Origin of the sequence: Photorhabdus hindustanensis, from assembly GCF_002968995.1 — a bacterium.
In the GTDB taxonomy this organism is placed as follows: Bacteria; Pseudomonadota; Gammaproteobacteria; order Enterobacterales; family Enterobacteriaceae; genus Photorhabdus; species Photorhabdus akhurstii.
In genome coordinates this window covers 76440-100986 of record NZ_PUWT01000014.1, presented here as the reverse complement: position 1 = coordinate 100986, position 24547 = coordinate 76440, and the positions used below count along the sequence as shown (strand labels likewise).

31 protein-coding genes and 1 pseudogene are annotated in these 24547 nt (G+C 44.3%); 6 read left to right on the top strand and 26 right to left on the bottom strand.

The genetic code is table 11. The annotated features are described in order from the left end of the window. Positions 1 to 2 precede the first annotated feature (2 nt). The 23 genes and pseudogenes from C6H66_RS06135 to C6H66_RS06025 all read right to left on the bottom strand — a co-directional run bounded on the left by C6H66_RS06135 (position 3) and on the right by C6H66_RS06025 (position 16854). Positions 3 to 887, bottom strand: a complete 885-nt coding sequence (locus C6H66_RS06135) for a phage tail protein (protein WP_105395090.1) — start codon at positions 885 to 887, stop codon at positions 3 to 5. Beyond that, complete coding sequence (locus C6H66_RS06130; protein ID WP_105395089.1) at positions 887 to 3439, bottom strand: phage tail tape measure protein; 2553 nt, start codon at positions 3437 to 3439, stop codon at positions 887 to 889. Before C6H66_RS06130 ends, C6H66_RS06135 begins: the two co-directional genes overlap by 1 nt. A gap of 3 nt (positions 3440 to 3442) precedes the next feature. Then, positions 3443 to 3562, bottom strand: a complete 120-nt coding sequence (locus C6H66_RS27405) for a GpE family phage tail protein (RefSeq protein ID WP_105395088.1) — start codon at positions 3560 to 3562, stop codon at positions 3443 to 3445. Next, positions 3522 to 3848: a phage tail assembly protein gene (locus C6H66_RS06120; RefSeq protein WP_105395087.1), complete on the bottom strand. Its 327-nt coding sequence runs from the start codon at positions 3846 to 3848 to the stop codon at positions 3522 to 3524. The genes C6H66_RS27405 and C6H66_RS06120 overlap by 41 nt, the downstream gene beginning before the upstream one ends. Positions 3849 to 3945: 97 nt before the next feature. Then, on the bottom strand, positions 3946 to 4134 hold the full coding sequence (locus C6H66_RS06115; RefSeq protein ID WP_105395086.1) for a hypothetical protein: 189 nt from the start codon (positions 4132 to 4134) through the stop codon (positions 3946 to 3948). 8 nt (positions 4135 to 4142) lie between these two features. After that, the gene (locus C6H66_RS06110; RefSeq protein WP_011147613.1) at positions 4143 to 4667 is read right to left on the bottom strand and encodes a phage major tail tube protein; all 525 of its coding nucleotides are present in this window, start codon (positions 4665 to 4667) and stop codon (positions 4143 to 4145) included. Next, complete coding sequence (locus C6H66_RS06105) at positions 4667 to 6094, bottom strand: phage tail sheath subtilisin-like domain-containing protein (protein WP_105395085.1); 1428 nt, start codon at positions 6092 to 6094, stop codon at positions 4667 to 4669. The genes C6H66_RS06110 and C6H66_RS06105 overlap by 1 nt, the downstream gene beginning before the upstream one ends. Continuing rightward, a complete protein-coding gene (locus tag C6H66_RS06100; RefSeq protein ID WP_040152989.1) occupies positions 6084 to 6293 on the bottom strand; it encodes a hypothetical protein in 210 nt (69 codons plus the stop codon). The genes C6H66_RS06105 and C6H66_RS06100 overlap by 11 nt, the downstream gene beginning before the upstream one ends. Further along, positions 6290 to 6757, bottom strand: a complete 468-nt coding sequence (locus C6H66_RS06095) for a Gp37 family protein (protein ID WP_105395084.1) — start codon at positions 6755 to 6757, stop codon at positions 6290 to 6292. Before C6H66_RS06095 ends, C6H66_RS06100 begins: the two co-directional genes overlap by 4 nt. Then, on the bottom strand, positions 6757 to 7194 hold the full coding sequence (locus tag C6H66_RS06090) for a gp436 family protein (RefSeq protein WP_040152993.1): 438 nt from the start codon (positions 7192 to 7194) through the stop codon (positions 6757 to 6759). The genes C6H66_RS06095 and C6H66_RS06090 overlap by 1 nt, the downstream gene beginning before the upstream one ends. A 1-nt stretch (position 7195) precedes the next feature. Continuing rightward, positions 7196 to 7546 (bottom strand): DUF2190 family protein, encoded by a 351-nt coding sequence (locus C6H66_RS06085; protein WP_105395083.1) that lies wholly within the window; start codon positions 7544 to 7546, stop codon positions 7196 to 7198. A 13-nt stretch (positions 7547 to 7559) separates the two neighbouring features. Then, complete coding sequence (locus C6H66_RS06080; protein WP_105395082.1) at positions 7560 to 8495, bottom strand: hypothetical protein; 936 nt, start codon at positions 8493 to 8495, stop codon at positions 7560 to 7562. Between the two features lie 31 nt (positions 8496 to 8526). Then, a pseudogene (locus C6H66_RS06075) lies at positions 8527 to 9622 on the bottom strand (peptidase). Positions 9623 to 9826: 204 nt separating this feature from the next. Then, positions 9827 to 10276 carry a phage virion morphogenesis protein gene (locus C6H66_RS06070; RefSeq protein ID WP_065389182.1) on the bottom strand — a complete coding sequence of 150 codons (450 nt, stop codon included), beginning with the start codon at positions 10274 to 10276 and terminating at the stop codon, positions 9827 to 9829. Continuing rightward, complete coding sequence (locus tag C6H66_RS06065; RefSeq protein ID WP_040153002.1) at positions 10269 to 11099, bottom strand: phage head morphogenesis protein; 831 nt, start codon at positions 11097 to 11099, stop codon at positions 10269 to 10271. Before C6H66_RS06065 ends, C6H66_RS06070 begins: the two co-directional genes overlap by 8 nt. Beyond that, positions 11080 to 12573 (bottom strand): DUF935 domain-containing protein, encoded by a 1494-nt coding sequence (locus C6H66_RS06060; protein ID WP_105395081.1) that lies wholly within the window; start codon positions 12571 to 12573, stop codon positions 11080 to 11082. Before C6H66_RS06060 ends, C6H66_RS06065 begins: the two co-directional genes overlap by 20 nt. After that, a complete protein-coding gene (locus tag C6H66_RS06055; protein WP_065389185.1) occupies positions 12573 to 14096 on the bottom strand; it encodes a hypothetical protein in 1524 nt (507 codons plus the stop codon). The genes C6H66_RS06060 and C6H66_RS06055 overlap by 1 nt, the downstream gene beginning before the upstream one ends. After that, positions 14093 to 14638 carry a DUF3486 family protein gene (locus tag C6H66_RS06050; protein WP_040153010.1) on the bottom strand — a complete coding sequence of 182 codons (546 nt, stop codon included), beginning with the start codon at positions 14636 to 14638 and terminating at the stop codon, positions 14093 to 14095. The genes C6H66_RS06055 and C6H66_RS06050 overlap by 4 nt, the downstream gene beginning before the upstream one ends. Beyond that, positions 14638 to 14949 (bottom strand): hypothetical protein, encoded by a 312-nt coding sequence (locus C6H66_RS06045; protein ID WP_040153013.1) that lies wholly within the window; start codon positions 14947 to 14949, stop codon positions 14638 to 14640. Before C6H66_RS06045 ends, C6H66_RS06050 begins: the two co-directional genes overlap by 1 nt. After that, positions 14942 to 15274 carry a hypothetical protein gene (locus C6H66_RS06040; protein ID WP_040153014.1) on the bottom strand — a complete coding sequence of 111 codons (333 nt, stop codon included), beginning with the start codon at positions 15272 to 15274 and terminating at the stop codon, positions 14942 to 14944. The genes C6H66_RS06045 and C6H66_RS06040 overlap by 8 nt, the downstream gene beginning before the upstream one ends. Further along, positions 15271 to 15894, bottom strand: a complete 624-nt coding sequence (locus C6H66_RS06035; protein ID WP_105395080.1) for a hypothetical protein — start codon at positions 15892 to 15894, stop codon at positions 15271 to 15273. Before C6H66_RS06035 ends, C6H66_RS06040 begins: the two co-directional genes overlap by 4 nt. Further along, entirely contained in the window at positions 15884 to 16501 is a 618-nt protein-coding gene (locus tag C6H66_RS06030) for a transglycosylase SLT domain-containing protein (protein WP_040153018.1), read from the bottom strand. Before C6H66_RS06030 ends, C6H66_RS06035 begins: the two co-directional genes overlap by 11 nt. A 2-nt stretch (positions 16502 to 16503) precedes the next feature. After that, on the bottom strand, positions 16504 to 16854 hold the full coding sequence (locus tag C6H66_RS06025) for a putative holin (RefSeq protein WP_105395079.1): 351 nt from the start codon (positions 16852 to 16854) through the stop codon (positions 16504 to 16506). 250 nt (positions 16855 to 17104) lie between these two features. Between C6H66_RS06025 and C6H66_RS06020 the strand changes: the two genes are divergently transcribed. Then, positions 17105 to 17875 (top strand): DNA adenine methylase, encoded by a 771-nt coding sequence (locus C6H66_RS06020; RefSeq protein ID WP_105395078.1) that lies wholly within the window; start codon positions 17105 to 17107, stop codon positions 17873 to 17875. Positions 17876 to 17922: 47 nt separating this feature from the next. On the opposite strand, the gene C6H66_RS06015 is transcribed toward C6H66_RS06020, so the two are convergent. The 3 genes from C6H66_RS06015 to C6H66_RS06005 form a co-directional block, all read right to left on the bottom strand. Next, complete coding sequence (locus C6H66_RS06015; protein ID WP_105395077.1) at positions 17923 to 18360, bottom strand: hypothetical protein; 438 nt, start codon at positions 18358 to 18360, stop codon at positions 17923 to 17925. 239 nt (positions 18361 to 18599) lie between these two features. Then, the gene (locus C6H66_RS06010) at positions 18600 to 19136 is read right to left on the bottom strand and encodes a hypothetical protein (RefSeq protein WP_040153027.1); all 537 of its coding nucleotides are present in this window, start codon (positions 19134 to 19136) and stop codon (positions 18600 to 18602) included. Between the two features lie 18 nt (positions 19137 to 19154). Beyond that, positions 19155 to 19571, bottom strand: a complete 417-nt coding sequence (locus C6H66_RS06005) for a helix-turn-helix domain-containing protein (protein WP_082301050.1) — start codon at positions 19569 to 19571, stop codon at positions 19155 to 19157. Between the two features lie 90 nt (positions 19572 to 19661). Here C6H66_RS06005 and C6H66_RS06000 point away from each other — a divergent pair, with 90 nt between their 5' ends. The 5 genes from C6H66_RS06000 to C6H66_RS05980 all read left to right on the top strand — a co-directional run bounded on the left by C6H66_RS06000 (position 19662) and on the right by C6H66_RS05980 (position 24450). Next, entirely contained in the window at positions 19662 to 19850 is a 189-nt protein-coding gene (locus C6H66_RS06000; protein WP_036777229.1) for a DNA-binding protein, read from the top strand. Between the two features lie 66 nt (positions 19851 to 19916). Continuing rightward, entirely contained in the window at positions 19917 to 20225 is a 309-nt protein-coding gene (locus tag C6H66_RS05995; RefSeq protein WP_040153029.1) for a helix-turn-helix domain-containing protein, read from the top strand. 19 nt (positions 20226 to 20244) lie between these two features. Then, a complete protein-coding gene (locus tag C6H66_RS25830) occupies positions 20245 to 21201 on the top strand; it encodes a hypothetical protein (protein WP_036777233.1) in 957 nt (318 codons plus the stop codon). 53 nt (positions 21202 to 21254) lie between these two features. Continuing rightward, positions 21255 to 23039 carry a DDE-type integrase/transposase/recombinase gene (locus tag C6H66_RS05985; protein WP_105395076.1) on the top strand — a complete coding sequence of 595 codons (1785 nt, stop codon included), beginning with the start codon at positions 21255 to 21257 and terminating at the stop codon, positions 23037 to 23039. Positions 23040 to 23277: 238 nt separating this feature from the next. Next, complete coding sequence (locus C6H66_RS05980; RefSeq protein ID WP_040153035.1) at positions 23278 to 24450, top strand: ExeA family protein; 1173 nt, start codon at positions 23278 to 23280, stop codon at positions 24448 to 24450. Positions 24451 to 24547: the final 97 nt, after the last annotated feature.

The window sequence follows — 24547 nt, the reverse complement described above, 5'->3', positions numbered from 1 at the left end:
GATCAAAGAGTCCTTGTGGTAATTTGCGCTGCCATCTTACTGAGCGCGGGTGATATTGATGTAAATGTTGAACTTGCTGATTCAAGTTGAGTTGATACAGAATCCAATGCAGCCGCGATATTACGGCTATCTGCACGGCTTAATGACGATTGAGCACTGTTAACAAATGTTGCTGCTTGTCCCGCTGCTCTGGTCAATTGAATTGCATCAGGCAATGAGTCACCGAGTGATTGAAAAGCCGGATAGCTTTTCCCTAATGGCCCAACAATATTGTTAAGTCCGGTAAGAAGACCTGGTACGCGGGTTAACGCTACAGTCGGGTTGTCTTTCATCTTCTGTGCAATACGTACCGCACTGATCGTCGTTTGCAGTGCTGATTGTGCTTGTTTGGCATAATTCACTCCATCCCTGACTTTTTTAGCCATACCTGATGGTTTCGGTATTGCATTAGACAACGCCTTTGTATTCGGGACATGAGATTTAATGGCAGGCGGTTTCAGTGGTTTTTTAGGATCACCGATATATTCACGTAATGTCACCGAGGCATTGAGGGCAAATATATTACCTACTGAATCCGTTTGTTCACTGGAGGCTGTCACATCAGTAATAACAAACCAGCCACGGTAATCACCATTTCCGAATATTAGCGCAAGTGCTTGATGTTTCCGCATTGCTTCACGCAGCCGATTCAATTCAATATCCGGCGTACAATAATGTTGATGAAAGACCAAGCTAATTTGAATTTCATCCAGTTTCTCACCTACAAACTGCAAGCCGGGCTTACCTTGAATTCGGGCATGTTCGGCATAATCAACACCAAACGTTACATCAAAACCATCCCAATATGTGATTAGCTCAAATTCAATATCACCTAATACAGCAAACATTATCCGTACCTCCGGCGTTCTCTCTGAATAACAATACGCTCCAGCAGTTTTTCTAATTCACGCATACTCAGGTTTAAGGCTTGACTAATATCGGGTATAGCCGTTTGTTGTTTATCACCAATGTATATTTGCGGGGCGAAAGAGATAGAAAAACCATTATTGCTGTTGCTGGCATCTTTATAACCTGTTCGTTTAATTGGATTGCCCGACATCATCTCAGGAGGTGAGATTTGTGGGACATCAGGGGTCATTCCCTCAGTCAGACGCTGAGTGGCACGAGCAGCCAACGGCGTAGTACGATCAATACCAACAACCGTACCTTGCACAATATTATCGCCAAATCCCATAAATACCCGACTGGGAGATTGAATACCTAATGCTTCTTTAAACCAGCTAGAAACTTTGCCACCAAAGTTTTTAATGGTGTCCTTAGCCGTGGTCAGCATATTAGAAATACCATTAACCAACCCATTAACGATATTTTTACCAAAGTCAGTAAAATTATCGGGCATATCCATGCCAAACCATTTCATAACGTCAGCGAATGTTTTATAGAACAATCCCAATGGAGACCAATTTAAAATTAATTTACTGACCTCAAATATTCCGCCATCAAACGCATTAGTAATGTCATTCCATCGAGCTGTAAACCAACCTTTGACGTTAGACCAAATATTTTTGATTCCCTGCCATCCCATTTGGAAAGCGAATTTTACTAAGACCCAAAGCCGTTTAAAGAAATTACTGATGGGCTTCCAATAGCGATAGATAAGATAAGCGGCCACTGCAATACTAGTGATGATCAATCCGATAGGATTCATTAATAGTGCGCGTCCAATCCACAAAATAGCTCTGCCAGCTAACATCAAGCCCTTATAGAGAGCACTACCGAGGATTCTACCCAACCAGAGAGCTGCTCCGGCTATTTTTCCCAAGATGTTTGCAACGACACCAAATCTGCCGCCACTGCCGATAGCCATTCGAAACAGTAACCACCGTGTGCGCATTAACATTGCGCCTTTCCAGATATCAGTTATAGGGGAAAGCAAAAGATTAAGACCTAATCTGACACCGATTGAAGCTGCTTTGAATGCCAAGAACCCGCCGACCAACGTGACAACATTGCTGATGAGTTCAGGATTAGCGGCCAGCCATTTTCCGGTCTTGTCCATCAATGGAATAAAGGTTTCGGCTAACTGTATTAATGCTGGACGCAGCGACTGACCAATGCTAATAGCCGAATCATTAAACTCAATTTGAGTACGCCGCCACTGTGCTTCTAAGGTATCGTTCTGTTTATCAAAATCGGTATCAACAGATTTTTGTGCCGAATCAGTCCCCATGCCTGTTTTGATACGCTGATAATCTCCCCAACGTTGCCGCATGGCCAAGAGATGGTTGACTGTCTGTACGTCGGTGAAAATAGAGGATAGCCCGAAGGATTCCATGAGCATACGCTGTGCATCTTCATCACCTCTGGCTCCCGCTTTTTTCCACTCTTTCATGAGATCAGCGCCTTTACTCTTGATAAAGCGGTCTGCGATCATGATTGAGGCTTCATATTGTGAGTACCCCGAAGAAACATATCTGCTCATTGAGGTTTGATAATCGACGTCAGCTTCAGCGTATCTTTTGGCAATATCACCACGTCCCATTGAAGCTAGCCAGTTCCTCATATTGGTAGCTGCTTCACCTTCCGTTCCTGCGCCTTCACGGCCAACTTCCAAGCTGGCTATAATCTGTGAAACTGCCTCCTGACCATATATTCCCTTACCAGCAAATTGCTGCGCCATTTCTGGAAAGTATTGGGCGAGATCTTTTAATTCAAAACGACCCGATTTAGCACCGAAAACGGCTCGGTTAAAGGCTTCCTTGAGCGCTTGATCGCCTTCAATTTTCAGGGACTCAAAGGACAGAGCCATTTTGGCTAAGTCATTAATATTAGCTTTGGATGCCGTGGCGACGTGGCCCAATAATCTACTCATATCGGTCGATTTCATGGGAGATTTTCCGGCGGCAACCAATGTACCAATACCTTCCAGCAGAGTTTCTTGTAATTGGTTTGTTTGCTTGGCGTTCTGGCGCAAGATGATTCCGATTTTTTGCTCTTCTTTCGGAGACAAATTGCCCGTGACAGCTATATCCCTTAATCCTGATTCAAAAGAGGCATACTTTGTTACGGACTGAACAACGGGAGAGGATATCGTGCGAGTTAATGCATAGGTTTCGGCTCCCCGTGCATATAGCGCCATACGATTCGCTTTGGCTGCATCACTCATACTAGCCGCAGACTGTAAGCGCTGTTGCTGGCGGTTCAACTGTTCCAGTGTTCGACTGATGCGTTGTAGATCCGCATTCAAACGCTGGGCACTACGGGAACCAAGTTGACCGTAACGTTCAACAGCACGGTTCAGTGCCTGCTGTCGGTTCTCCAGTTGGCGAGTCGTTTCTCCCAGTGTTCCTAGAGTACGGCGTGTACCAGACATGGCAGAACTGAACGCACTACTAATGGCTCCACCAATAATGACACCAATGGAAAATTCTGTTGACACGAATTAACTGCCTCCATTCTCGCGTTTGATTTGAGTGTTGGCCTCATTCAACCAACATTCAAATTCATCCAGCGCCAGATTATCAATCTCGCTCGGCTGGAACCGGAACCATCGTGCCAACATCGCCGATGCTTGCCACACTGTTTTTATTTCCCTGATCCAATCCGATAACTTGCTGAAATCGTTTCTGTAATGCCAGATAATCAGCGACATCCATCTGTTCGATATCTTCTGGTAACAATCCTGTCGAACGTGCTATCAAAATATCATCCCAGTCAGTAGGGTTTTCGCTGGCTCGCCGGGCAGCCTTGATATCTTTAACTTTCAAACGTGATAACTGAAGCTCTTCAATGCGAACGCCAGCAGCCGTGGTATAGGGAAATTGAAGATGGTAAGTCGTTTCTGACATGATGATACTCCTCTGTAAGTTTCATTCAGTATCATTCATGTATGTAAACAGAGATATTAAAGGGGATTAAAGAAGAAAGGGGCTGATGCCCCTGTCATTAGTGAGTGCGAAAGCCTTTACAGTTACGGAAAAAGTCTATCAGATATTCTTTCCCTTTCTCTGCTCCGATATCGGAAAACCAACCCAAAGTCTCCACACCTGGAATGTTTAAGACAGCCAACCATGTACCATTAGGCAATCCAACACTGGGAATATTCTGGTCTTTATCCACTGATTCTACTGTCATTATTTAGTTTAACCTCCAATATTGATGCGATAATCGGTCAGTTGATCAATGCCGCCGACACGAAAGATATTGGCCAGATAATCCAGTTCTAACAGTTCCTCCCCATCCAATACTTGCTTAATATAGGTACTGGTAAAGCTACTGGAAAAATCAGCATTTTCATGTTGTTTAAATGTGCCCAGCGGATTCTTCTTAAATAAAATGGTCAGATATGTCACCAATGGCACTTCATCAATGCGCCCCTGTGAACTGAATTTCTGGACGCTGGAACGGCACTGTAATGCCAGAGATTTATAGGGATTGGCTGCGGATAACATAGCGTCACGGTAGAAACTGTTCCACTTGATCTCGCCTTCCAGCTTATCGAAGCCTGCTGGTAGCTCCACCTTACCGACCATCCCCAGCGCCTTATGTTCCTGCATGGTCATGGAAACGTCTGGCAGTTTCACTTCTTCAGCTCGCCCCAGCAGGTTATTGCCGTCAATATAAATGTTGGCATTGGTAATACGGTTAATTTCAATTTTTCCAGCCATTAACTATTTCCCTTTAAATTCAGCAAATATTCAGAGGTAATCTCAGTTTCAAATGTCAGTCGTTCCAGTGGTGGCGGTGGTGTATATTTATAACTGAATAACAGATGACCAGCAGTCAGCGCAGTTTCTTCATTACGTGTAGGGTCAAACCAGCATTTGAATCCCAACAAAGCGCCATCAGCAATCAATTTACGACCATAGGCATTCACAGATTCTGTCAGGGCATCTATCAGCGCTGGCGTGATCGGCATATCGATATATTGCTGGCTGAAGTAACGCAGGGATTCATTAATCACGTCGCCCGTTCTGCGCACGTTCTCGAAGTTACGCATGTGTGTCACAGTTGGCCATGCGGCGGTACGGTTGCCCCATAAGCGCAAACCAGAGCCATAATTATTGAACACTGTAGTAATCCCTTGTTCATTGAGCTGGTTCACTTCACTTTGTGGATCGTCAATTATGGCGGATAGCTGGCGCTCAATACCTGTGATCCCTATAATTTCTTGATTGGAGGATGACCACCAAAAACCTTTGTCTGCATCAATCTTGGCACGCAGCCCTGCTGCACGAGATGACAAGGGTTCCAAGCGCTCGCTATTGCTTTCCGCATCATAGACTTTGACGTGTGGGTAACACAGCCGGACACGATCAGAACTGGTATTAAAATTGATTGTGCCAGACGGGCCGCGGCCACTGATAGCCTGAACAAAAGTGGTACCTATCGGGGCATCAATATAAGTCATAGCACCCAATTTAGTTGCAAGGGCAATCAGTTCTGTTGTCACACTTAGCTGGGTACAGTAGACAGGAGCCAGCAAAATCTTGGCAAAGAACCCATACAGGTTATAAGTATCATTCAGCAACTTCATACCTGTACGATTACCCGCTGCATTGATGCTGCCAATAATGTCAGCAGGCGTCACTAATGTAGGGTCGGCAAAGTCATAGCTGGCAATCACGGTTGCACCCGCAGCAATGTTTTTACCGATATTCTTGAGGCTGCCTGTTTGAGCATCCAGAGAATAGTCTTGCCCTTCTACATAAGGGGCACTACCAGAGGTGGCTTTTAGTAAGACATTACTGACCACGGGATTAGCCGGTTTCGCTGTTTCTGTAGTTTTATCAAAGCTAATGCTTTCACTGGCAACATTAGCTTTATGCACCTCAGGATCAAGAACATTAATAACCAGCACAGTTCCCGCCCCATGATCATAAATAGCATCCAGTGCTTGTGGGATGGTAAAACCATTCATTTGAGTACCAAATTGAGCGGCATCTTTTTCTGACAGACAAAGTGTCACTGCATTTACTGGCCCTATCGGTGCAGTACCAATTAAGCCGATCACGGCGGATTTCACTGTCTTGACAGGACGTGAGCCTTTTTCGACTTCGATAGTTTCGACGCCATGCAAATAATTAGCGGCCATCAGTGACCTCCTCAGGCTTTTCTTTCTTCAGAATATTTTTTTGCTGTTCTGACAGTGGATGAAGATATCGCAGCGCTATCAATGTCTTCACATAATCATGCTGCTGCGGTAAATCAACAGTTTTTCCTGACCAGAGCAAGACTTCAGTGCCATCAGCTAAAGTGACGCCGCTTGCTGGGCCTGTATAGAGGTATTTCATTGTTCAGTTCCCTCATAATTGATTTGGGCTAACGGCGAACCATTCGGTAACTCACAGTCTTCGATAAATACACTTTCAGTCGCAAAATCCAGCGTGTATTGCCACAAACCAGCTATCTCACCGAGAAATGTATCCCGTACCAGCCAACATTTTCGTTGGCAGTTCGGTGGTTGGAATCCGCCGAGAACCCGGCGTACATCATCTAATGTGGCAACGGCACCGTGACGTCCATTAAGCTGACGAAAAACTATGGTGGCATTGAGCATAACAGTTTGTGTCTGCAATACCGCCCCAACATCTTTAGGCTTGTCGAAGCGAGAACCGGGATAGCTGATTAAAATGGCTCCTACCGGATGGTTCAGCCTGAATTCAGTTGGTCTTTCAGGGAAATACTCCACCTGTAAGCCAGGTAGTTTTTCTCTTAGCCTCATGACAATGGCATCAATGATCGGCGAAACATCCATCAGTATTTCTCCAACATTCCTTTACTCCCCCCAAAGGTGGGACGACGCGCCCGAACACGAAACTCCCCCGGTTCAGGGGTATCTTTTCCTGTGGAAAGCAGGCCCAGTGTCAGTTTGGCATCTCGGATGTCAGCCAGTTGGCGCAAAACAATTTTGTAATCATCTATCACGGCTTCAGGAATAGAACCCTCTGGACGGCGGGCATACAGCCGATAGCGTGTTAACGTAATGGCGGCATCACGTAATACCGTGGGAACTTCCGCCAGAGGCAGGATATAACGTCCACGTAAATGGGCATCGATAAGTTCATCGGCATAGCGAATGACATTGTTAACCACAGTCTCATTGATTGTCTGGGCATTAGGCTCTTCGTTGGACAGCCATATCAATGATTGCGTTGGTATCTGCTCTTGCAAGTCTTTCAATGAGCAATACATGTCATATGCCACGTAAGATGCGAATGATATTACCTGCCGCTGTGGCATCATCCAGCGCAAACCCGACAGATGTGCCGGCAGCATTTTCAGCCGAACTCAGTGGTACTGCACAGGCATCCTTATCCGACTGTACGACTTGCCCACGGGTTATTGGCCCACCAGCTTCAACAGCAATAATGCCCAAGACATTAACTGGAACGACATCACCAGCCTTCGCATCCACCTCTGCTATACCAAGTGCAACGGCTCCAGCCTGACACGGTACATTATCAGTACTAACTAAACGATGCTGGATGATGTTTGCACTGGCGATAATTGTTGTCGTCAATACGGATTGTTGTGTTACTGCCATGATGATGTCTCCCTTACTTCACAATATTGGTAATCAGATAGCCGGCATCACCGCCAACAACCGCAACTTTATAAATATCGGTATAACGACAGTAATTGACCTTACCGCCCACACCTTCATATTTATCCGCTACAGGCATCCCTTTGCGGCGAAATGTATAGCCAAAGGAGGGTTCATATTCATCAGCGCTTTCTGCTCCTGCCTGCGGAGGTGATACGTAATGCAACATCAAATTATCAGCCCAGATATCAACGGGATTTTCTTTAATACTTGGGGTAGAAACAGGTTCACCAACGACAACGTTTTGGATTTGGAAAAGGTCTTTGAGTATTTCTATTGTGATACGTTTACGTTCGTTGGCTCCAATAGCTGCCTGAATTTCAGGATGAAATTTTAACAGTGACATCACGCTAGCCCCCATTGTCATGAGGTTTGGACGTACACCAATGGTAGTACGAACAGCATCAATTCCAGCTTCAATGACTTTGATTGGATTACCTTTGCCACCAGCCCAACGTTCATTAGCTGTCAGATTCTTCACCGAGTCATTAAGATAAACTTCAGGGTCTTGTGCCAATCGAGCGGCATACAGTTCACGCTTGAGATTCACGCCATTGGTGGAACGACGGATTGCCTTTACTTCTTCATTAAATAAAGATTCCGATTTCTCACGATAATCAACAGGTGCAGCTAGATCATGTTCGTTGAGCACGATATCTAACGAAGAGCCTTTCTCACGGATCAAAACGTTACTGTTGGCACCAACGGCACGCATGGTGTCATATTCCACAAAAGCACTTTTGCCAAATGTCGGCACACTAGCACCTTCTTTCTCCATTTCGACAATGGGAAAAATATGTTCACCAATAAACACCGCATTTTTATAGCCACGCGCCACGCTGGTTAGCACAGGGTCAACAATACGTTTGCCTTTCAAATAATCAGACACTTATCTCTCCTCAATAGTTACGGTCACAGTGTTACAGGCAGCGGGTAACGGCTACGTCGTAACTGATACCTTCTTTCTTCGCCAGAGCGATGGCTTTTTGATGCAACGCCAGACGTTCAGGATCTGCATCAGAAAACTCAGCAATATCTGATGATGTGTTTTGGTCAACCCGGTCTTTTGTTGCATGTTCACCAAAATCAATAATAGGCTGGGTAGAACTCAGCAGATCTTTAAACGCAGTAGCCAATGGTTTTTTCACATAACCTTCAGCAAACTCGACAGGGGAATCTCCTTGGGTTATAGCGTCCAGCAAGGCGACCACGACAGATTGAGCAGCTGGCGCCAATCTGCCGTCTGCGATCAGCTTTTCGGCAAATGCCATGTTTCCAGCATGTTGCTCAGTTTGTTTGCGCTTTGCGTCGGCAACATCACGGGCAACAAGCTGTTCTTTCAGGCGAGTGTTTTCATCTTTGAGCGCCTTTTTTTTCTTCATTTGTCACGATGTTTTCCTCATGTTGATGTGTGTTATTGGGTTCATGAAAGGCAGGAGCAGGCTGAGTCGTGCTATAAGCTTCTTCACGTAATGAATCCACCTGCCAAGAAGGAAGCGCTTTGTCTGCTTCGTCCATACCGAATTTACTAATCAAAAATTCTCGCAAACGCCCCCAAAGTGAGGCGTTGGTGATATCACTCCAATCAGAGAACTCGACGACACCATATTCTTGTTCACTGAATTCAACCTGTTTCAATCCTTTAATGGCGGGTGGCTTCGCCCCCAAAAAGCCGACATGACGCAGATAGAGCACGCCGGGTTTAGGGTTGTTTGGGGAATCAGGTAAATAGAAAGAAGCAGAAATTTTTTTATAGCGGCCTGCATCGACCAGTTCGGCGAACTGAACATCAACCTGTTGAGGCTCTGCAATCAAGTCATCACCAGAAGACGTCAGCGATTTAACCCAACCATAGGCAGGTAAATTGTCTTTTGGATGCCCAATCACAATCGGTGCTTCATGCAACGATGAGTCATAAGCCTTTGCACAAGCTTGCAAATCTGCGGGGCTGAACGGCAATTGTTTGCCATTCATATCGGTATGTGTACCGGATTTGAAAATGTGAAGTGACTTCATTTTACTGCCTCTATTACGTTAATAGAGACAGTTTCACTACAATCAGAAAAAACGACTTTTAATCTGCTTTAGAAAAGGATTGGGGAAGGAAATAGAAAAGTGGAGAACTGCATGCAATTAGATACCGAAAATTTGAGTCTGTAAACGCTTTATAAAGTTTTTTGCGGATGAGAATGATAAATCACCCGCATAGGGAAGCACAGTTTAACGATGCGCCGCTGATTCAAGATGTCGTTGAATGGTACTTAATACGGCTCTTACTGCTTCTGGTGATAATTCGCCTTGTTCTGTTACGGGCAGATAAGGCCGGGCTGGTAGCAATAAAGATTGATTGCGGCCAGCTTTACCTCCCAATTGATGAATACGCCCGTAGACTAAGTTTGTACCGACAACTGCCGTGTGGGAATCATATCGGGTACTGACTGAACGCATCAAACGAGCAGTTTTTTGCAGTGTCTGACCACCACGTTCCTTTGCAGCCACAGAGGGTATCCATGCAGGGCGTCCTTCAGCTTCAAAGTTAAAAGCGGTTTCTGCTGACAATGTTCCAGCAATTTTACGCATGGCAAGTGTCAGATCATTAGTAGCCAATTCTAATGCCCGCAGTCCACGTCTTAGGTCTCCATCATTAATAGTGACAGTGATATTACTCATTCTGTCCTCTCAGTTCGCGGCGGGCCAGTCCAGATAGCTCCCCCTGATACCTGGCCAAATCGGGACGATATGCTGCCCCTGGCGAATATGACCAACCTACATCAGTCGCCACTTTTGTTATGCCGGTGTTGAATGTAACAACGGGCTGCATCTCACCTGTTTTTTGTGAAACCAATTTCAACTCCCAGCCCATTGCTTTACCTGAATGCATAACTTTTATCCCTCTGGCACGAACATCATCATGACTGAGGGCAATTACACTGCAACGGCAACGCCAGCCATTAGGAGGGTAGAAGGCTTGCCAAAATGGGTCGTCAGAGCGAAATACCAAACCATGCAATGCGAGATGGCTCTTGCGTGTATGGTTATCGTTGATCCCTGTATACATCCAGTACGGTCGGTCATCAATATTTTCCATTTGTTCGGCCCAACGGCCCGCACTGTACAGCACCGACATGTTGGTACGAAAGATAGTCTCAAGGCGCCACGGGCTACCTTGCTGAACAGTGACACGTTCCCCTGTAACGGGGTCATCGGTTTCTTTCGTTCCCCACCACCCCTTACGTCTTAATGTTGGCTCCAGCTCCTGACGAAACCAACGATCAGTCTTGCCTTCATCCAGTGCCTGCTGTAGCGCCTGGCGAATATCTTCCAGAATATCCAGACGCGTGACTTTCGCCACCGTGAATGCACGGGCATGAGTCTCTTGCCAAAGTTCTTCCCAATCCCACGTTATCTTGTAGCCCTTAGATTGCAGATAACCAATGGCTCGCTTGGGAGGTAATGTCATGCAATACGCCAGTTCAGGCGTGGTTATGTTCATGCAAGCGCCCCCAGATGTTAGACACAAACAAAACCCGTGCTAGCCGCTCTTGCAAACCCTCTGCGTCCATTTGTGGATAAAGCTCGGCTAACTCTCCTATTAGATCGCTGGGATTAACACCGTTTTGAATACGATGGAACAAAGGGAGCAGCAGAGATTCCAATGATTCATTCAATGATCCTTCATTCATCAAAATATCCAGTGCTTTATCTAAGGTGTCTTGTGCTGCTAAATCTGCGTGAACAGCTTCAGAGAACGCCAGTGGGAGTGATGGAATAGGTGTGGTTGACAAGGTCGTTTCATCAATATCCCCATCCTGCAATTGATATTCGCGTTTCCAGTATTGCGGAGTAAATCTGACACCAGCCTGACTCAACTTAACGTCACGATTAGCCTGTGTTTCATCAACCGATTGCTGTTCCCAAAGACGATAGACTGGACATTCGACGTTACCGAAGTTCAGTTCTACGACCCAGCGTATAGCCTGATTAATGGCGCTGGTGATAACGTCAACATCAGCATCACGAATATCATCCGTTACCTCCAATCCCGCTTGTGCAGAGGCTTTATTGCTGTTTGCTTCGGTCGTTTGGTTTTGTCCCAGTAACGCAATGGAGATCTCACTGCGAGCAACGGTAATTAAATTCTGGTAAATATCACTGCTGTCTGATTTACCTGCTGCCTCTTTAATCTCAACGGAGGAATCATCAGGAATGGCGGCAACTGCATCATCAATCATCGCTTCCATCGAATCCAATAACAGATCGATTTCACTTTGTGGCGTACCTCGTGGATGCTTTCCAATCACCCACGGTGAACCATACTTCTCAGCAAAGCGCACCCAAAACTTCATGCCGCCTTTCTTAAAGGTGACGGGCCAGAAGCACATGGATAAATCTGGAAATCCATAAGGGTTGTCATAAGTAGCATCTTGACGTGGTGTTACAAATTTATAGAGAGGAACCAGTTCTCCTTCAACGCTTGCATCACGGGCACGAAAACGCAGTTGGTTATCACGGTCATAGTGGAACCAGTCAGGCGGTTTGCTAACAATATCCGTCACTGACCATGATTGATTCTGGTTCCACATCAATTCACAAGGCTGATAGCCGTATAGAACAGCGTCATGCATTTCGCCAATGATACGTGACATATCCAAGTCCGCGAGCATGTCGCGGATAAAGTTAAAGACTTGCACAGGGGCATTGCTGCGTTCTACACCACGCTCCAGTGCTTTCACTCCGGCCTTGCGGCGGCGAATACATCCACCAACTAAAGGATCAGTACGTAATTCACGATAGATACGAATATCTCGCCCTTGGGCTTTGAGAATAGGATCAGGGTTAGGTAGATATGTCCCCAGACCGTAGAAGTCAATGGAACGGCTACGTGATGCAATTTGCTCAGTGAACAACTGCTTTGATTCGGAAAAGTTAATAAATTCTGTTGGTGAAACCCAGATACCACGTGCCATTAGTATCCCTCCAGCATACGTGCAGACTGACGGCGTCGGCGGGAACTTGCCTTCACCGGACCTTTGTTAATTTCACGGCTGGCGAAGTATGCTAGGGCAAGGGCTATTGCTGCATCACCGTGGCGCTTGCCGCCGTCCGCTTTTGCTTTTGAGCGCTGATCAGGTACACGGGGAACACCGTTAATGACCTGTACTGCTCTCAGGTCATCCAAAATGTCTTCATCCTTTGGCAGTGCCTCCAGATTGCCGTCTTCCAGCGCAGCCTTCACTGGGGGCATATTGTCACGGTACCAACCTTCTGTGGGCATGACTTGCTGCACACGGCTGGCACCATATTTTTGCATGGCATATTCGGCCAGATAAGCACCGTTACCACGGGCATCAAAGGCTGCACCCAGCAGATTAGGAAGTCCATCCATTAGATACCAAGTGATTTGTTCCTGTTGTTTAAATGGCACGTTGCGCAGCTCCAGCACGAACGGCACTCTACGTACCAGATTTTTTTGTTGCAGCAATGGATAATCCACGGACAAATCTCCACTGCGGCCAAAATCGCGTCCCAGAAACGAACGAGCATCAGAAGGCAATGCATCTAGCAACGGTTTCAGGTTGGCTTTTAGCCACTCTTCGGTATCTGTGCGGCGTATTTCATCGGATTTAAGCTCATATCCTTTCGGACAAGTCAGTCGCAGCAGTGGCGTATCGGGAGACATCCGAGATTCAATCAGAGCGCGGGACAACCATGCTCCACCACCATTAGCAGGAATACAGTCCAATTCTTCTGATGCTCCAGCTCCGTAGAACTTGTACACCGACATCATCCACTGTTGTTCAGCCTCTTGTGACCATTCACGTCCGGTACGTAAGCAGACACGGTGGAATAGTCCTTCAACCACAGCTTCCTTAAAGGTAATACGGTGGATAACGCCGTCTCTGTGTCCTGCCCGGATATCGTTCAGCAACTCATTAAACAAGTTGCTATCCCCGTTATGGGTGGAGATCACTCGCACTTTACCGCCCCAGATAAGCATGGCTAGCGCCGCTTTCAGTAATTCATCGAGCTGTTCGTGGAAAGCAGCTTCATCAATGACAATGATCCCCTGACGGCCACGCAAATTAGACGGACGGCTAGAAAGCGCCACTACACGGAATCCAGAATCTGGAAATTTGATAGTGAAAGTTTTGATGTGCTTATCATCTTCGTCTTCTTCCCAGAACCCTTCTTCAATTTCACTGGCCGCATAGTTGAAAGCACGAGCCCACATTGCACAGGCTTGAATATATTCAATGGTCATATCTTGGTTATAGGCGATGTAATACACATTCATACCACCCGCAGCGGCAGAAGATGCGGCGATGAGTACATTATCTGACGCTTCAGCCCAAGTAATTCCCGTTCGACGACTCTTCTCATTGACTTTAAGAGGAGACGAGTCGGCCACCCATCGTTGCTGGTATGGCAATAAGACAACAGGTGCTGCTATTGAGGAAGTATCTGGTAGAACAGGTGCAAGCTGACTCATGTAGCAATTCCCAATATTTCCCGACGTAATGCAGCAACTGCTTCGGCAGATAATCCACCTTTGCGTGCAATTTTCTCTGCATTACTTGCGGCAGCTTCAGTCCGTGCCCGGACTTCAGATTGGAATTTTTTCAGATTTACGCTAGCGCGAGAGAGTGTAGCTACATTTTTTGCCACCGTTGAAAGCAGTGTGACACGCTCTTTTGGCGCAATTTCTCCGTCTTCAGCTTCCTGAAGTTGAATAATACTTTCAAAAAGTTCAGTCTGAATTAAAGCAATCACTGCCTCAGAACGTGCATCTTGATCATCCACTGCACCTTCTGTGAGCATCCGTGCTGCTTCTGTTGCCGCCCGTATTGCACCGTATCGCTTTTCTATTTTTTGTCCATAGCGGTGAATAGCGGACTTACTGATTACATAACCTTGATCACGTAGCAAGGTTTCAAGTTCCTGGTATCCACTAAACCCTGATTCAGTCAACGCCCGTTCCAACCAACGCCGAACGTCTTCTGGGAGTTTATCGATTGTGCTTCGACGCGCCATTATTCACTCCAGTACTTTTCAGGACGAGCAATACCAAGGCCGCATTCGATCGTATATTCAACAACATCAACACCAATACGAGTTAAGTCAGCAAACCAACTACCCGATGGCTGTTTATTGAGGTCAATTAATTTACGGTCTGCCAGATAATCCAACTCCTTCCGTAATTCCAATGCAGTGACGTCAGGATAAATCGCGCGAGATATATCCAATAACAGAGTTTCACTGGCGGTATATGGGCGGGTTTTATTCAGTGCGACCAACAGACTCCAGCGCAATGATTCACGACGAACACGAGCAACATCAATCATTTTTACCTCCGGCAATTCGGTGCTGCTGCACCACCTCTAATTTGCTGTAAAGAGCATCCAGCTTGGCTTCAATTACTGTCTGACCACGAATGTAATCTTCACGGCGCACGTAATTCAGCGGCAAGTCAGCCTTAAACTGCATAAACTCACGTTCGAGTTGAGACCAATTGTCTACGGAATTCTTAAGCGCCTGTTCTAATGAGGTATGTCTTTCCTCCTGTCGTTCTTCGGCTTTGCTGAATAACCACTTTGCGATACCAAAAACGAAACCGAGGAAAGAGAGCAGAAAACCTACGGCAGCCCAAAATTCAATCTGTAGTGTCATTGTTGTAGTCCTTCGATGTAATCCAGCAGGCCATTGACCTGCGCTTTCAATGCAAGACACTGTTCTCCGTTGTCAATGATATTGGCGAGGATATCTCGTTGCGTGATACCGGATGGCTGTAGTTGGGCATCAGAGCTTTCATTTCCACGGAACGTTTCATCAGCGCCGGAGGTAACGGAGGCAGAGCGAGTTTGTTCACTGGACAGGCCGAGGGCAGCGTTGTATTGCTGCATGAAGCCACGAGTAAACACACAATTAACAGGATGAAACTGTTGTTTTTCATCCATCCAACTCTGGGTAACATGGTCAATTTTCCTCTTCAGTTGTTGGTTTTGAGTGCGGAGTTGTTCAATATCGTTGAGATAATTGGATTCTGCCTGATGCGCTGAGTTGACCTGCATTTGGTAACGTTGCTGCAAGGCATTGAGTGCTGACAGTTCCCGCTCTGTCCGTTGCTTTTCCAGCTGAAGAAATTCAGTTTTCTGCTGTGCTAATGCGGTGTTTCCTGTCTCCGTTGCTTTCTGAAAGCCTATGGTATGGCTTCTCCAGCAGGCCAAAGCAAACATGCCAATTAGCGACAAAATCAATACAACAGGTTTAGCCCATAATTTAATTGGCACAGCTGGTACCTCCCCAAGCCAAATAACGAGGCGCGAGTTCCAGTAATATGCGTTTGGAATAATGTCGATTTTCTTTCCATGCTGACGCTCTACGCCCAGCATTCTGAGATTCAACATGACCGAACCAGACCCACGGATTGAGACCAACTGCCTCGGTTTTCTTCTTATCCCGTAGTAACCAGCCTAAGCCTCCATTATAGGAAGACAGCACCATCGCCATTCTTTGGCACTTATCGGCAGCTTTAATGCGTTGCCATAGCCAATGGTCATAGTGAACCATTGCCCGTATAGACCAGACTGGGTTGAAGGGATCTTTATTGGATAATTCAGGAATGCGTTGACTAATCCAATCCACTGTTGCGGGCATAAACTGGGCCATACCCTGAGCACCAATAGGCGAAATAGCTCGTGATTTCCAGTCACTCTCCTGATGCAACTGAGCGGCAAAATCAGCTACAGGCGCATTCAATCCCCAGATCACACGAGAAGCACGTATCAGGTCATTGCGGTATTGCCGCGAACGGTGTGGCAGTTCGTCAGCCAATGCTGGGCTGACCATACCGCTACACCACAACAGAACAATTCCGATAATCTGCCGCCAATTCATAATCACAACCCTGTAGCTACGCTCAGACAGGTGGCGGCAACAATCAGTGCACGGCGTATCAGAACGGCTGCAAACACCATATGGTAGCCAGCCTGAACGGGATATTTTCCTTCTTTCATGAGTATTTCATCATATTTCAGATACTGACCGGGCCTTGCTTTCGGGAATAAACTGCGGTCAAGCCAGTACCCCAAGACAACAGACAGAGCAATAAGCGACAATTTGTAGATCACAACAGGGACTTGTTGAGGGGAAACTAAACCGATAGTGATCAGCAATAGAACAGTTGTTAACAACCAGCCACCGAGGCGTAATTTTTTGATAAGTGATACAAACGATTTGAAAGTTTTCACTGAACTGTCTCCGTAGTCGTTGATGGAAACAGTTTTGCCAATTTATCGGGAAAAGGATTTTAAAGGGCGTTAAGAGCGCATCAGAAAAGTAAAAGACAGGATAAGAGCGACCTGCCTAACACTCGAATACTGGGTAGGCTATCAACTCACAGGTATGTACTGTGAGTCAACCGAGGCTCTTTCAGTTATTGATTATTGATGACCGGGAAAGCCGAACTCATTTTCAACTAATGGAAAAGGCTTACGGATAATGAAAGAACAATCTTTACCTATCGTTCCGTGGATTGGTGGTAAACGCCGATTAGCAAAACATATTTTACCGTTATTTCCTGAGCATACCTGTTATGTCGAACCGTTCTGTGGTGCTGCCGCGCTGTATTTCCTAAAAGTACCGAGCAAATGTGAAGTGATTAATGATATTAATGGTGAGTTGGTGAATCTTTATCGCGTGATAAAGCATCACTTAGAAGAGTTTGTCCGGCAATTTAAATGGGCATTGGTCAGCCGCCAAATATATAAATGGTTGCAGATTACCCCCGAAGAAACGCTAACCGATATTCAGAGAGCAGCACGTTTCTACTATCTCCAAAAGCAGGCGTTTAGCGGCAAGGTTGCTGAACATACTTTCGGTACTTCCACCACCAGCCCACCGCGATTTAATTTACTCAGAATAGAAGAAGAGCTATCAATGGCCCACCTGCGACTGGCAAGAACGATCATTGAAAATATGAGCTGGGCACAATGCGTCCAACGGTACGACAGGCCACATACGCTGTTTTACTGTGATCCGCCGTATTGGGGTACCGAAGGATATGGCATAGATTTCGGACTTGAGAACTATGATCTATTAGCAGAACTAGCACATACCATTCGAGGGGAAATGGTAATTTCGGTGAACGATATTCCAGAAATGCGTAAGGCATTCAAAGGATTGAAAACGCAAGTAGTCAATATCGGTTACAACTTGAAAGTTACGGGGAAAGCTAAACAGAGTAAAGAGCTGATTATTTGTAATTTCTAATAACCGAGAATGGCAAGGCAATATATTTGCTTTGCCATTTTTTACCTTTAACCTAAGCCAATAGAACGGGATACAAACTGTAAGCCTATTCCGAGAGTTTGGCTCACTAAAGACCTTAACGCTTCTTTACTTTCAGTCTTCAATGTTTCCTTAATGCGATCACCTAATGGGGTTTCTAAGCTATCAGGGATTGCTTTGAGAACTTCTAAACCCTCAGCAGTTAATACGGCTCTATGACAACCTGCTGAGCTCATAGTCCCTGCCAAGTAACCATTTGTCATAAGCCAATCCACTGTATCCAGAAAGAATCTATGATCTTCTACTGTAGTACAAAGTTCGTCAGAGTATATTCCATCAGAATATTGAAGGGGTTCACCGATTACCTCTATAGATAAAAGATCTATCTTTAAAGGAAATGACTCATATAGCTTCCCAAATATAATACCTACAATTTCATTAAACTTTTCTATGTTTGTAGTAGACATAAATATCCTATTTGTTTCTAAATTTTCAATTTCAACGTTCCACTAAGTACATTCTGTTGATCTAAACAAACAGATTGGCAAGCTGATTTAGATATAGATAAAACTGTTTCGTTATCCTCTATATCAAGAAAACAATTATTTCCATTAGCTATATAATCATTGGGAAGTTTGGCATTTGTGGGAATTAATAAGTTACGCACAGTCCATACCCTTATATGAAATAGAAAATAGCTATATTTTTAAGAATTTCTACGTTGTAAGATGACATCTATGGTATCAATAACATTCTGATTTTCATCTATTATTCTATTTTCTATCTTCCTGTGCTTGTCCATTTTTTTTCCACAAAGCGTTATCAACACGACCCAAGAAATAAAGATTATCAATGTCTTATCATTAAGTACCAATACATTAGTAAATCCTCCACCGAAAAACATCATATAAGCGTTCCATAGGGCAAACGTGAATGCTATAAGCACGAGGCTAAGTAATAGCAGGCAAGGTGTATTTATGTAATAACGCCATTTAGCATCTTTATTTTTTATAAGTAGTTCTCGTTTTATAGCAAGTAACTCCCGACTATCCCTTTCATGAAGCTCACGCGGGCGAGATGGCATGGGGTTAATATTGACGACTGAACCTACATGAATAGAACCATGATTGTTGCCACCAACGCTGATGGTTATTTGTCGTTCCTGCCCATCTTGGGGAAGTTGTTTAAGGCTATCAAAAACTTGTTCTGCTAATGTTTGTAATTCTTCATCTCTTCTGTTCATGCAAATCCTTTACTTTTTTTAATGATTAACAACTAGCTTTAATACTCTGTCAATTCTACTGTCATCGACAACCGACTCTTTAATTAAAAAGTTATATATTTTTGATGATTGCAGGACGAGTTCATCGGGCGTCCAGCGGCGATTAGCCTGTTGTGCCATCGAATCTAGTTTATGAACAATTTTTCCCAGTAATTCTGTATCTATCTCACTGTTTTTGTAAATGGTAGAGGCTGACTGTTGAACTTGCCCTGTTATTAGGTACAACACATCAAGACCCGCTTTTGCCCAAAGGCTTATAGCATCAGCCCCTGGTGCAGATTCGTCTTTTTCCCACCTTATCTGTGATTTTCTTGATGCGCCAACCATCTCTGCGAAATCGGACTGACTAAACCCCAATCGCTCACGCTCTTTTTTTAATCTCTCACCAAGAGACATTTTTGTCACCAAAACCCTTTACAAGTCCCATTAATGGGACAATAATGTCATGTATTGTACAAACATCATTGCATTACCGGAGGCCATAGCATGACACCCGAGAAAATTAAAAGCCGCTTTCATCAACACGGCATCACTATTACCCAATGGGCACAGGAGAACGGGTATTCCCGCGAAGCTGTATACCGAGTTCTTAATGGACAATCCAAAGCTAATTACGGAAAGGCCCATGAAATAGCTGTAAAGCTAGGTCTGAAAACGCCAAGTTTAGGCATTTAAATTTAGCCTAACTATTTTATCACTTTATGTAACAGATTATCACATATTGAAAAGGGAGAATGTGACATGCGCAAAATTAACGTTTCCAGTTCTGGTACGCGCATATTACGGGTTCTTAAGGCTCTACGTGGTCATTCCTTGTCTGGGCTGAGTAATGGTGAATTAGCGGAATTACTGGGGGAATCTCCCGCAAATATTAATCGTGCACTAAATACATTAATAGAAGAAGGGCTGGCGCAAAAACTGAGTAGCGGCAGATATGCACCAGGTATGCAATTACTACAAATAGCACAATCGTTCTCAAATGAAATGGCTAATACCCAGGCTAGAATTACGGAAATGAATCAGCGCGTTCTCGCAGGTAGCAGAAATTAATTAACAGGGGATTTATATAATGGCACGCTCAAAAAATACAACATCAGTAAAATTGGCCGAAGATGTTCAACTTGCCGACGATCTACAGGTCAATCTCAACGCTATGACAACACACCGTCTGCAAATCATGGAACAGTTTGGTGATGGTTTGCCGTATGAACGAGATCGCATCGTCCATGAAACCCGTTTCTACATGGCTCAGAGTGCTGAAGCGATGTTAGAAGCTGGGAAGCGCCTCATTATTCTTAAAGAGAATGAACCTCATGGCGAGTTTGTTAACATCGTTAAGGATCAACTCGGTCTGGAACCCCGTATTGCCCAAAAAATGGCACAAGCTGCACTCAAATTTCTTTCACCTGGATTAGAAACAAAAGCGAAAACGTTTTCGCTTTTGGGACGTTCCAAACTGTATGAATTGATGCTTGAAGACGATGATGAACTGTCTGAATTGGCTGAAGGTGGCACTGTAGCTGGTCTGACATTAGATGATATTGATCGCATGTCTGTCCGCGAACTACGTAAAGCCCTGCGTGATACACGTGCTGATCTGGATATTTCACGTCAGACGGTACAAGAAAAAAAGGAACTTGTTAGTAGTTTGATTGAGGAGAAATCTGAAATCCAGCACAAACTTCAGCGCCGAATCAATCATGAAAAACCGGAAGAAGAAGGTGCAGCTTTGACACAAGAGGTTAATTCATTGTCTTTTGCTATTGATGCCGCTATCACCAATCTTTTCAATGGATTTGAAACGCTTAATGACCATACCACACGCACCGATATTAGTCATGTTGGGTTTATGGCAGGCGTACTCGATGACCTTGAAGTCAAAATTCGTAACCTACGTAATCACTTTAATCTGCCTGAGTACAGAGAACACAGCATTGTTCCTGATTGGGCTAAAGAAGGTGCGGAAGCAGAAGAGGAAAGATTCGAACGACCAGAATGGATGGATAAGGAAGAGGCACATGAATAAATCTGAATTGAAAAAAATGCTTGAAAAGAAATTGAAGAAATAAGGGCAATAACATGAATACCACAATGACCGAACGATTAGTTTCTATTGCACAGGCAGCACATAAAGCCGGACATGGCAGTAAAGAAGCAATATATCGGGCGGCTTGTGAAGAGCTGTGTATGTCACGTTCAACATTGATTAAAAAACTTGGTGAAGTTTCTGGCAAAAAGCCACGCAAGAAACGTTCTGATGCAGGTAATAGCGCGCTGACACGTGAAGAAGCAACTTTGATCTCAGGGGTATTGATGGAGGCCACTCGTAATACAGGGAAACGGTTATATAGCCTCGAGCAGGCCGTTAATGATCTGCGTTCAAATGGCCTGATTAATGCAGGCCATATTGATACCGAAACAGGTGAATTTTCTCCGTTATCCATTGACGCTATTAGTCGTGCATTACGCCAGTACAAACTTCATCCTGAACAGTTGAAAATGCCTGCGCCCAGCCTACAATTGGCTAGCCTGCATCCCAATCATGTCTGGGAATTAGATGCCTCAATTTGTGTGTTGTATTACCTAAAAAACCCTAATAAAAACAATGGGGTTGACAGTGGATTACGCATGATGCCTGTGGCTGAATTTAATAAAAATAAGCCGAAAAATCTGGCTCGTATCATTAATGATCGCGTCTGGTCGTTTGAATTAACAGATCACACAAGTGGCTGGATATATGTTGAATACTTATTTGGCGGTGAAACCAGTCAGAATTTTACTTCTGTGTTGATTAACGCAATGCAAGATCGTGGTGACGCAGATGTATTACACGGTGTACCCCAAATTTTATTTACTGACCCCGGTTCTGCTTTGACAGCACCTACACTACGTAACTTGTGTAAGGCCCTAGGCATTCAAATGATACAACACAAAGCCCGTAACGCCCGTGCTACGGGGTCTGTTGAAAAAGCGCGTGACATCATCGAACGCAATTTCGAATCCGGTTTACGCTTTCGACAGGTTGATAATATTGATGAACTTAACCGTCTGGCACGGCTATGGCGTATGAAGTTTAATCGCAGTGCAATACATAGCCGACATGGACAAACCCGTACAGATTGCTGGCTAAAAATCACAGCGGAACAGTTAGTAAAAGCACCTGCCATTAACATTTGTCGTGAATTGGCAATTAGCACCCCAGAAAGCCGTAAAGTACAGGCAACCTTGCGAGTATCTTTCAGGGGACGTGAGTATGACGTCAGTACTGTTCCTAGCGTGAGTGTTGGTGATTCTATCATGATCACCCGCAATCCGTGGCGTGACGAAGAGGCACAGGTAGTCATTACTGGTGAAGATGGCTTTGAGGCTTTCCATCTTGTTAATGAAGTCACTAAAGATGAGTACGGCTTTGCCATCGGCGCACCTGTAATTGGTAGTGAATTCCAAGCCATTCCTCAAACAATTGCACAACGTAATTTAGCCGAAGTTGAACAGAAAATCATGGGGACAAACAACACGGCTGAAACTGAAATAGCACGTAAATTGAAAACACTTCCCCTCAATGGTCGGTTTGATCCATATTTGGATATTGAACATAATGATGCACCAACGTATATGCCAAAACGTGGACAAGCCTCTACGGTACATAGTCCACGAATTGAACAGCTTATGAACCCCGTTGATGTTGTCAAAATTTTACGTGAACGGTTTCAATTACATGGTAAGACATGGCGTGGTGAATTTTATCAGCAAATAGTTAAACGCTTTCCTAATGGTGTTCCAACAGATCAAATTGATGAGTTGGTTGATGAATTCATGGGGCAATCAACAACTGTTGTACGTAATATTGTTAACGGTAATTAGTTTTTCATGCTGTATATTAAGGAAAAGAAAAATGGCAATTAAAGTTCATGATCCGCTATTTTCATTGACAATTCAAAATACAACTGAGGTTTATTTATAAAAGTGACCCAATTTGTTTTCGTGAAACTCATTATAACGTAGGAAGTATATAGGATATTTTTCCAGGGAGTGATGTTGCTATCTCTTATTATCAATGGCATATGCAGAAATAAAGATAGCCGCTTAACGGGGGATTATTATGCTGGTGTTTAAACAGCAGTTACAGGCACATCAGTTAACGCAAAGTGCAGCAGCAAGTGCGGCAGGAATTTCAGCGGCGGCGTTGGCTCAAATTGTTAACCACAATATATGGCCACGACAGAACGCAGGTGCAATTCGTCAGCGTATTACTGATTTCTTGGCAAAAAGAGGTATTGATACTGCAAAAAGTTTTGAGGTGGTACAAACAACCAATCAATCAGATATCTATACCGATAATAAAAATACAACCCTCATTTCTGAGGAGGAAATCATGTTACTAAAAAAACAAGTGTTATTTCCAGCTACGAAAAAGCACTTTGGTTTATTTCGTGATCCATTTGAAGATAGTGCAATTCAAAGTGCTGAAGATGTTTTTGTGACTCCAGATAGCCGTTATGTGCGGGAAGCCATGTATCAAACAGCCCGCTATGGTGGTTTTCTGGCAGTATCAGGGGAATCGGGTTCAGGTAAAACGACACTGCGTCGTGACCTTATTGACCGTATTAACAGGGAAAATACCCCCGTTATTGTTATTGAACCCTATGTATTAGCAATGGAAGACAATGATGTAAAAGGTAAGACCTTGAAAGCATCAAACATTGCTGAAGCTATTGTGAATACCTTAGCGCCATTGGAAAACTTGAAACGATCGCCTGAAGCACGCTTCCGCCAGTTGCACAAAATATTGAAAGACAGTTCACGCGCTGGCTATCAACATGTGTTAATAATAGAAGAAGCACACTCGTTGCCTTTACCAACATTAAAACACCTTAAACGATTCTTTGAACTGGAAGATGGATTTAAAAAACTGTTATCGATCATTTTGATTGGTCAGCCTGAACTGGAATTGAAACTATCTGAACGTAATCAAGAGGTTCGTGAAGTAGTACAACGTTGTGAAGTTGTTAATTTATTTCCTCTTAATGATTATCTGGAAACATTTCTGGATTTTAAATTTGGTCGCGTAGGCATGAAGACTAACAAGATTTTAGATAATAGCGCTATTGGTGCTATCCGTGACCGTTTATGTCTTAGTCGGCATAGCGGTAAAGAAACTGTTAGTTTATTATATCCATTAGCTATCGGAAACTTGATTATTGCAGCTATGAACATGGCTGCAATTAATGAGATACCTATGGTTGATGCCAATATTATTCGCAGTGTTAGCTAAAGATATCATTATAAGAAAAAGTTCTACTTAACAATATTCATATTAAAACTGCCTTATTACAAGTTAAATATGCAATTAATAAACTATCAACACAAAG

Coding starts and splice junctions, on each gene's coding strand:
- C6H66_RS06065 (WP_040153002.1), bottom strand. CDS start 11,099: ATGAACATAACCACGCCTGAACTGGCGTATTGCATGACATTACCTCCC.
- C6H66_RS05980 (WP_040153035.1), top strand. CDS start 23,278: ATGCTGGTGTTTAAACAGCAGTTACAGGCACATCAGTTAACGCAAAGT.
- C6H66_RS06005 (WP_082301050.1), bottom strand. CDS start 19,571: ATGTCTCTTGGTGAGAGATTAAAAAAAGAGCGTGAGCGATTGGGGTTT.
- C6H66_RS06040 (WP_040153014.1), bottom strand. CDS start 15,274: ATGACACTACAGATTGAATTTTGGGCTGCCGTAGGTTTTCTGCTCTCT.
- C6H66_RS25830 (WP_036777233.1), top strand. CDS start 20,245: ATGGCACGCTCAAAAAATACAACATCAGTAAAATTGGCCGAAGATGTT.
- C6H66_RS05985 (WP_105395076.1), top strand. CDS start 21,255: ATGAATACCACAATGACCGAACGATTAGTTTCTATTGCACAGGCAGCA.
- C6H66_RS06055 (WP_065389185.1), bottom strand. CDS start 14,096: ATGAGTCAGCTTGCACCTGTTCTACCAGATACTTCCTCAATAGCAGCA.
- C6H66_RS06060 (WP_105395081.1), bottom strand. CDS start 12,573: ATGGCACGTGGTATCTGGGTTTCACCAACAGAATTTATTAACTTTTCC.
- C6H66_RS06100 (WP_040152989.1), bottom strand. CDS start 6,293: ATGAAATACCTCTATACAGGCCCAGCAAGCGGCGTCACTTTAGCTGAT.
- C6H66_RS06110 (WP_011147613.1), bottom strand. CDS start 4,667: ATGGCTGGAAAAATTGAAATTAACCGTATTACCAATGCCAACATTTAT.
- C6H66_RS06010 (WP_040153027.1), bottom strand. CDS start 19,136: ATGAACAGAAGAGATGAAGAATTACAAACATTAGCAGAACAAGTTTTT.
- C6H66_RS06090 (WP_040152993.1), bottom strand. CDS start 7,194: ATGTATTGCTCATTGAAAGACTTGCAAGAGCAGATACCAACGCAATCA.
- C6H66_RS06115 (WP_105395086.1), bottom strand. CDS start 4,134: ATGACAGTAGAATCAGTGGATAAAGACCAGAATATTCCCAGTGTTGGA.
- C6H66_RS06120 (WP_105395087.1), bottom strand. CDS start 3,848: ATGTCAGAAACGACTTACCATCTTCAATTTCCCTATACCACGGCTGCT.
- C6H66_RS06050 (WP_040153010.1), bottom strand. CDS start 14,638: ATGGCGCGTCGAAGCACAATCGATAAACTCCCAGAAGACGTTCGGCGT.
- C6H66_RS06085 (WP_105395083.1), bottom strand. CDS start 7,546: ATGGCAGTAACACAACAATCCGTATTGACGACAACAATTATCGCCAGT.
- C6H66_RS06000 (WP_036777229.1), top strand. CDS start 19,662: ATGACACCCGAGAAAATTAAAAGCCGCTTTCATCAACACGGCATCACT.
- C6H66_RS06045 (WP_040153013.1), bottom strand. CDS start 14,949: ATGATTGATGTTGCTCGTGTTCGTCGTGAATCATTGCGCTGGAGTCTG.
- C6H66_RS05995 (WP_040153029.1), top strand. CDS start 19,917: ATGCGCAAAATTAACGTTTCCAGTTCTGGTACGCGCATATTACGGGTT.
- C6H66_RS06015 (WP_105395077.1), bottom strand. CDS start 18,360: ATGTCTACTACAAACATAGAAAAGTTTAATGAAATTGTAGGTATTATA.
- C6H66_RS06030 (WP_040153018.1), bottom strand. CDS start 16,501: ATGAATTGGCGGCAGATTATCGGAATTGTTCTGTTGTGGTGTAGCGGT.
- C6H66_RS06095 (WP_105395084.1), bottom strand. CDS start 6,757: ATGGATGTTTCGCCGATCATTGATGCCATTGTCATGAGGCTAAGAGAA.
- C6H66_RS06105 (WP_105395085.1), bottom strand. CDS start 6,094: ATGGCCGCTAATTATTTGCATGGCGTCGAAACTATCGAAGTCGAAAAA.
- C6H66_RS06020 (WP_105395078.1), top strand. CDS start 17,105: ATGAAAGAACAATCTTTACCTATCGTTCCGTGGATTGGTGGTAAACGC.
- C6H66_RS06070 (WP_065389182.1), bottom strand. CDS start 10,276: ATGAGTAATATCACTGTCACTATTAATGATGGAGACCTAAGACGTGGA.
- C6H66_RS06135 (WP_105395090.1), bottom strand. CDS start 887: ATGTTTGCTGTATTAGGTGATATTGAATTTGAGCTAATCACATATTGG.
- C6H66_RS27405 (WP_105395088.1), bottom strand. CDS start 3,562: ATGTTGGCACGATGGTTCCGGTTCCAGCCGAGCGAGATTGATAATCTG.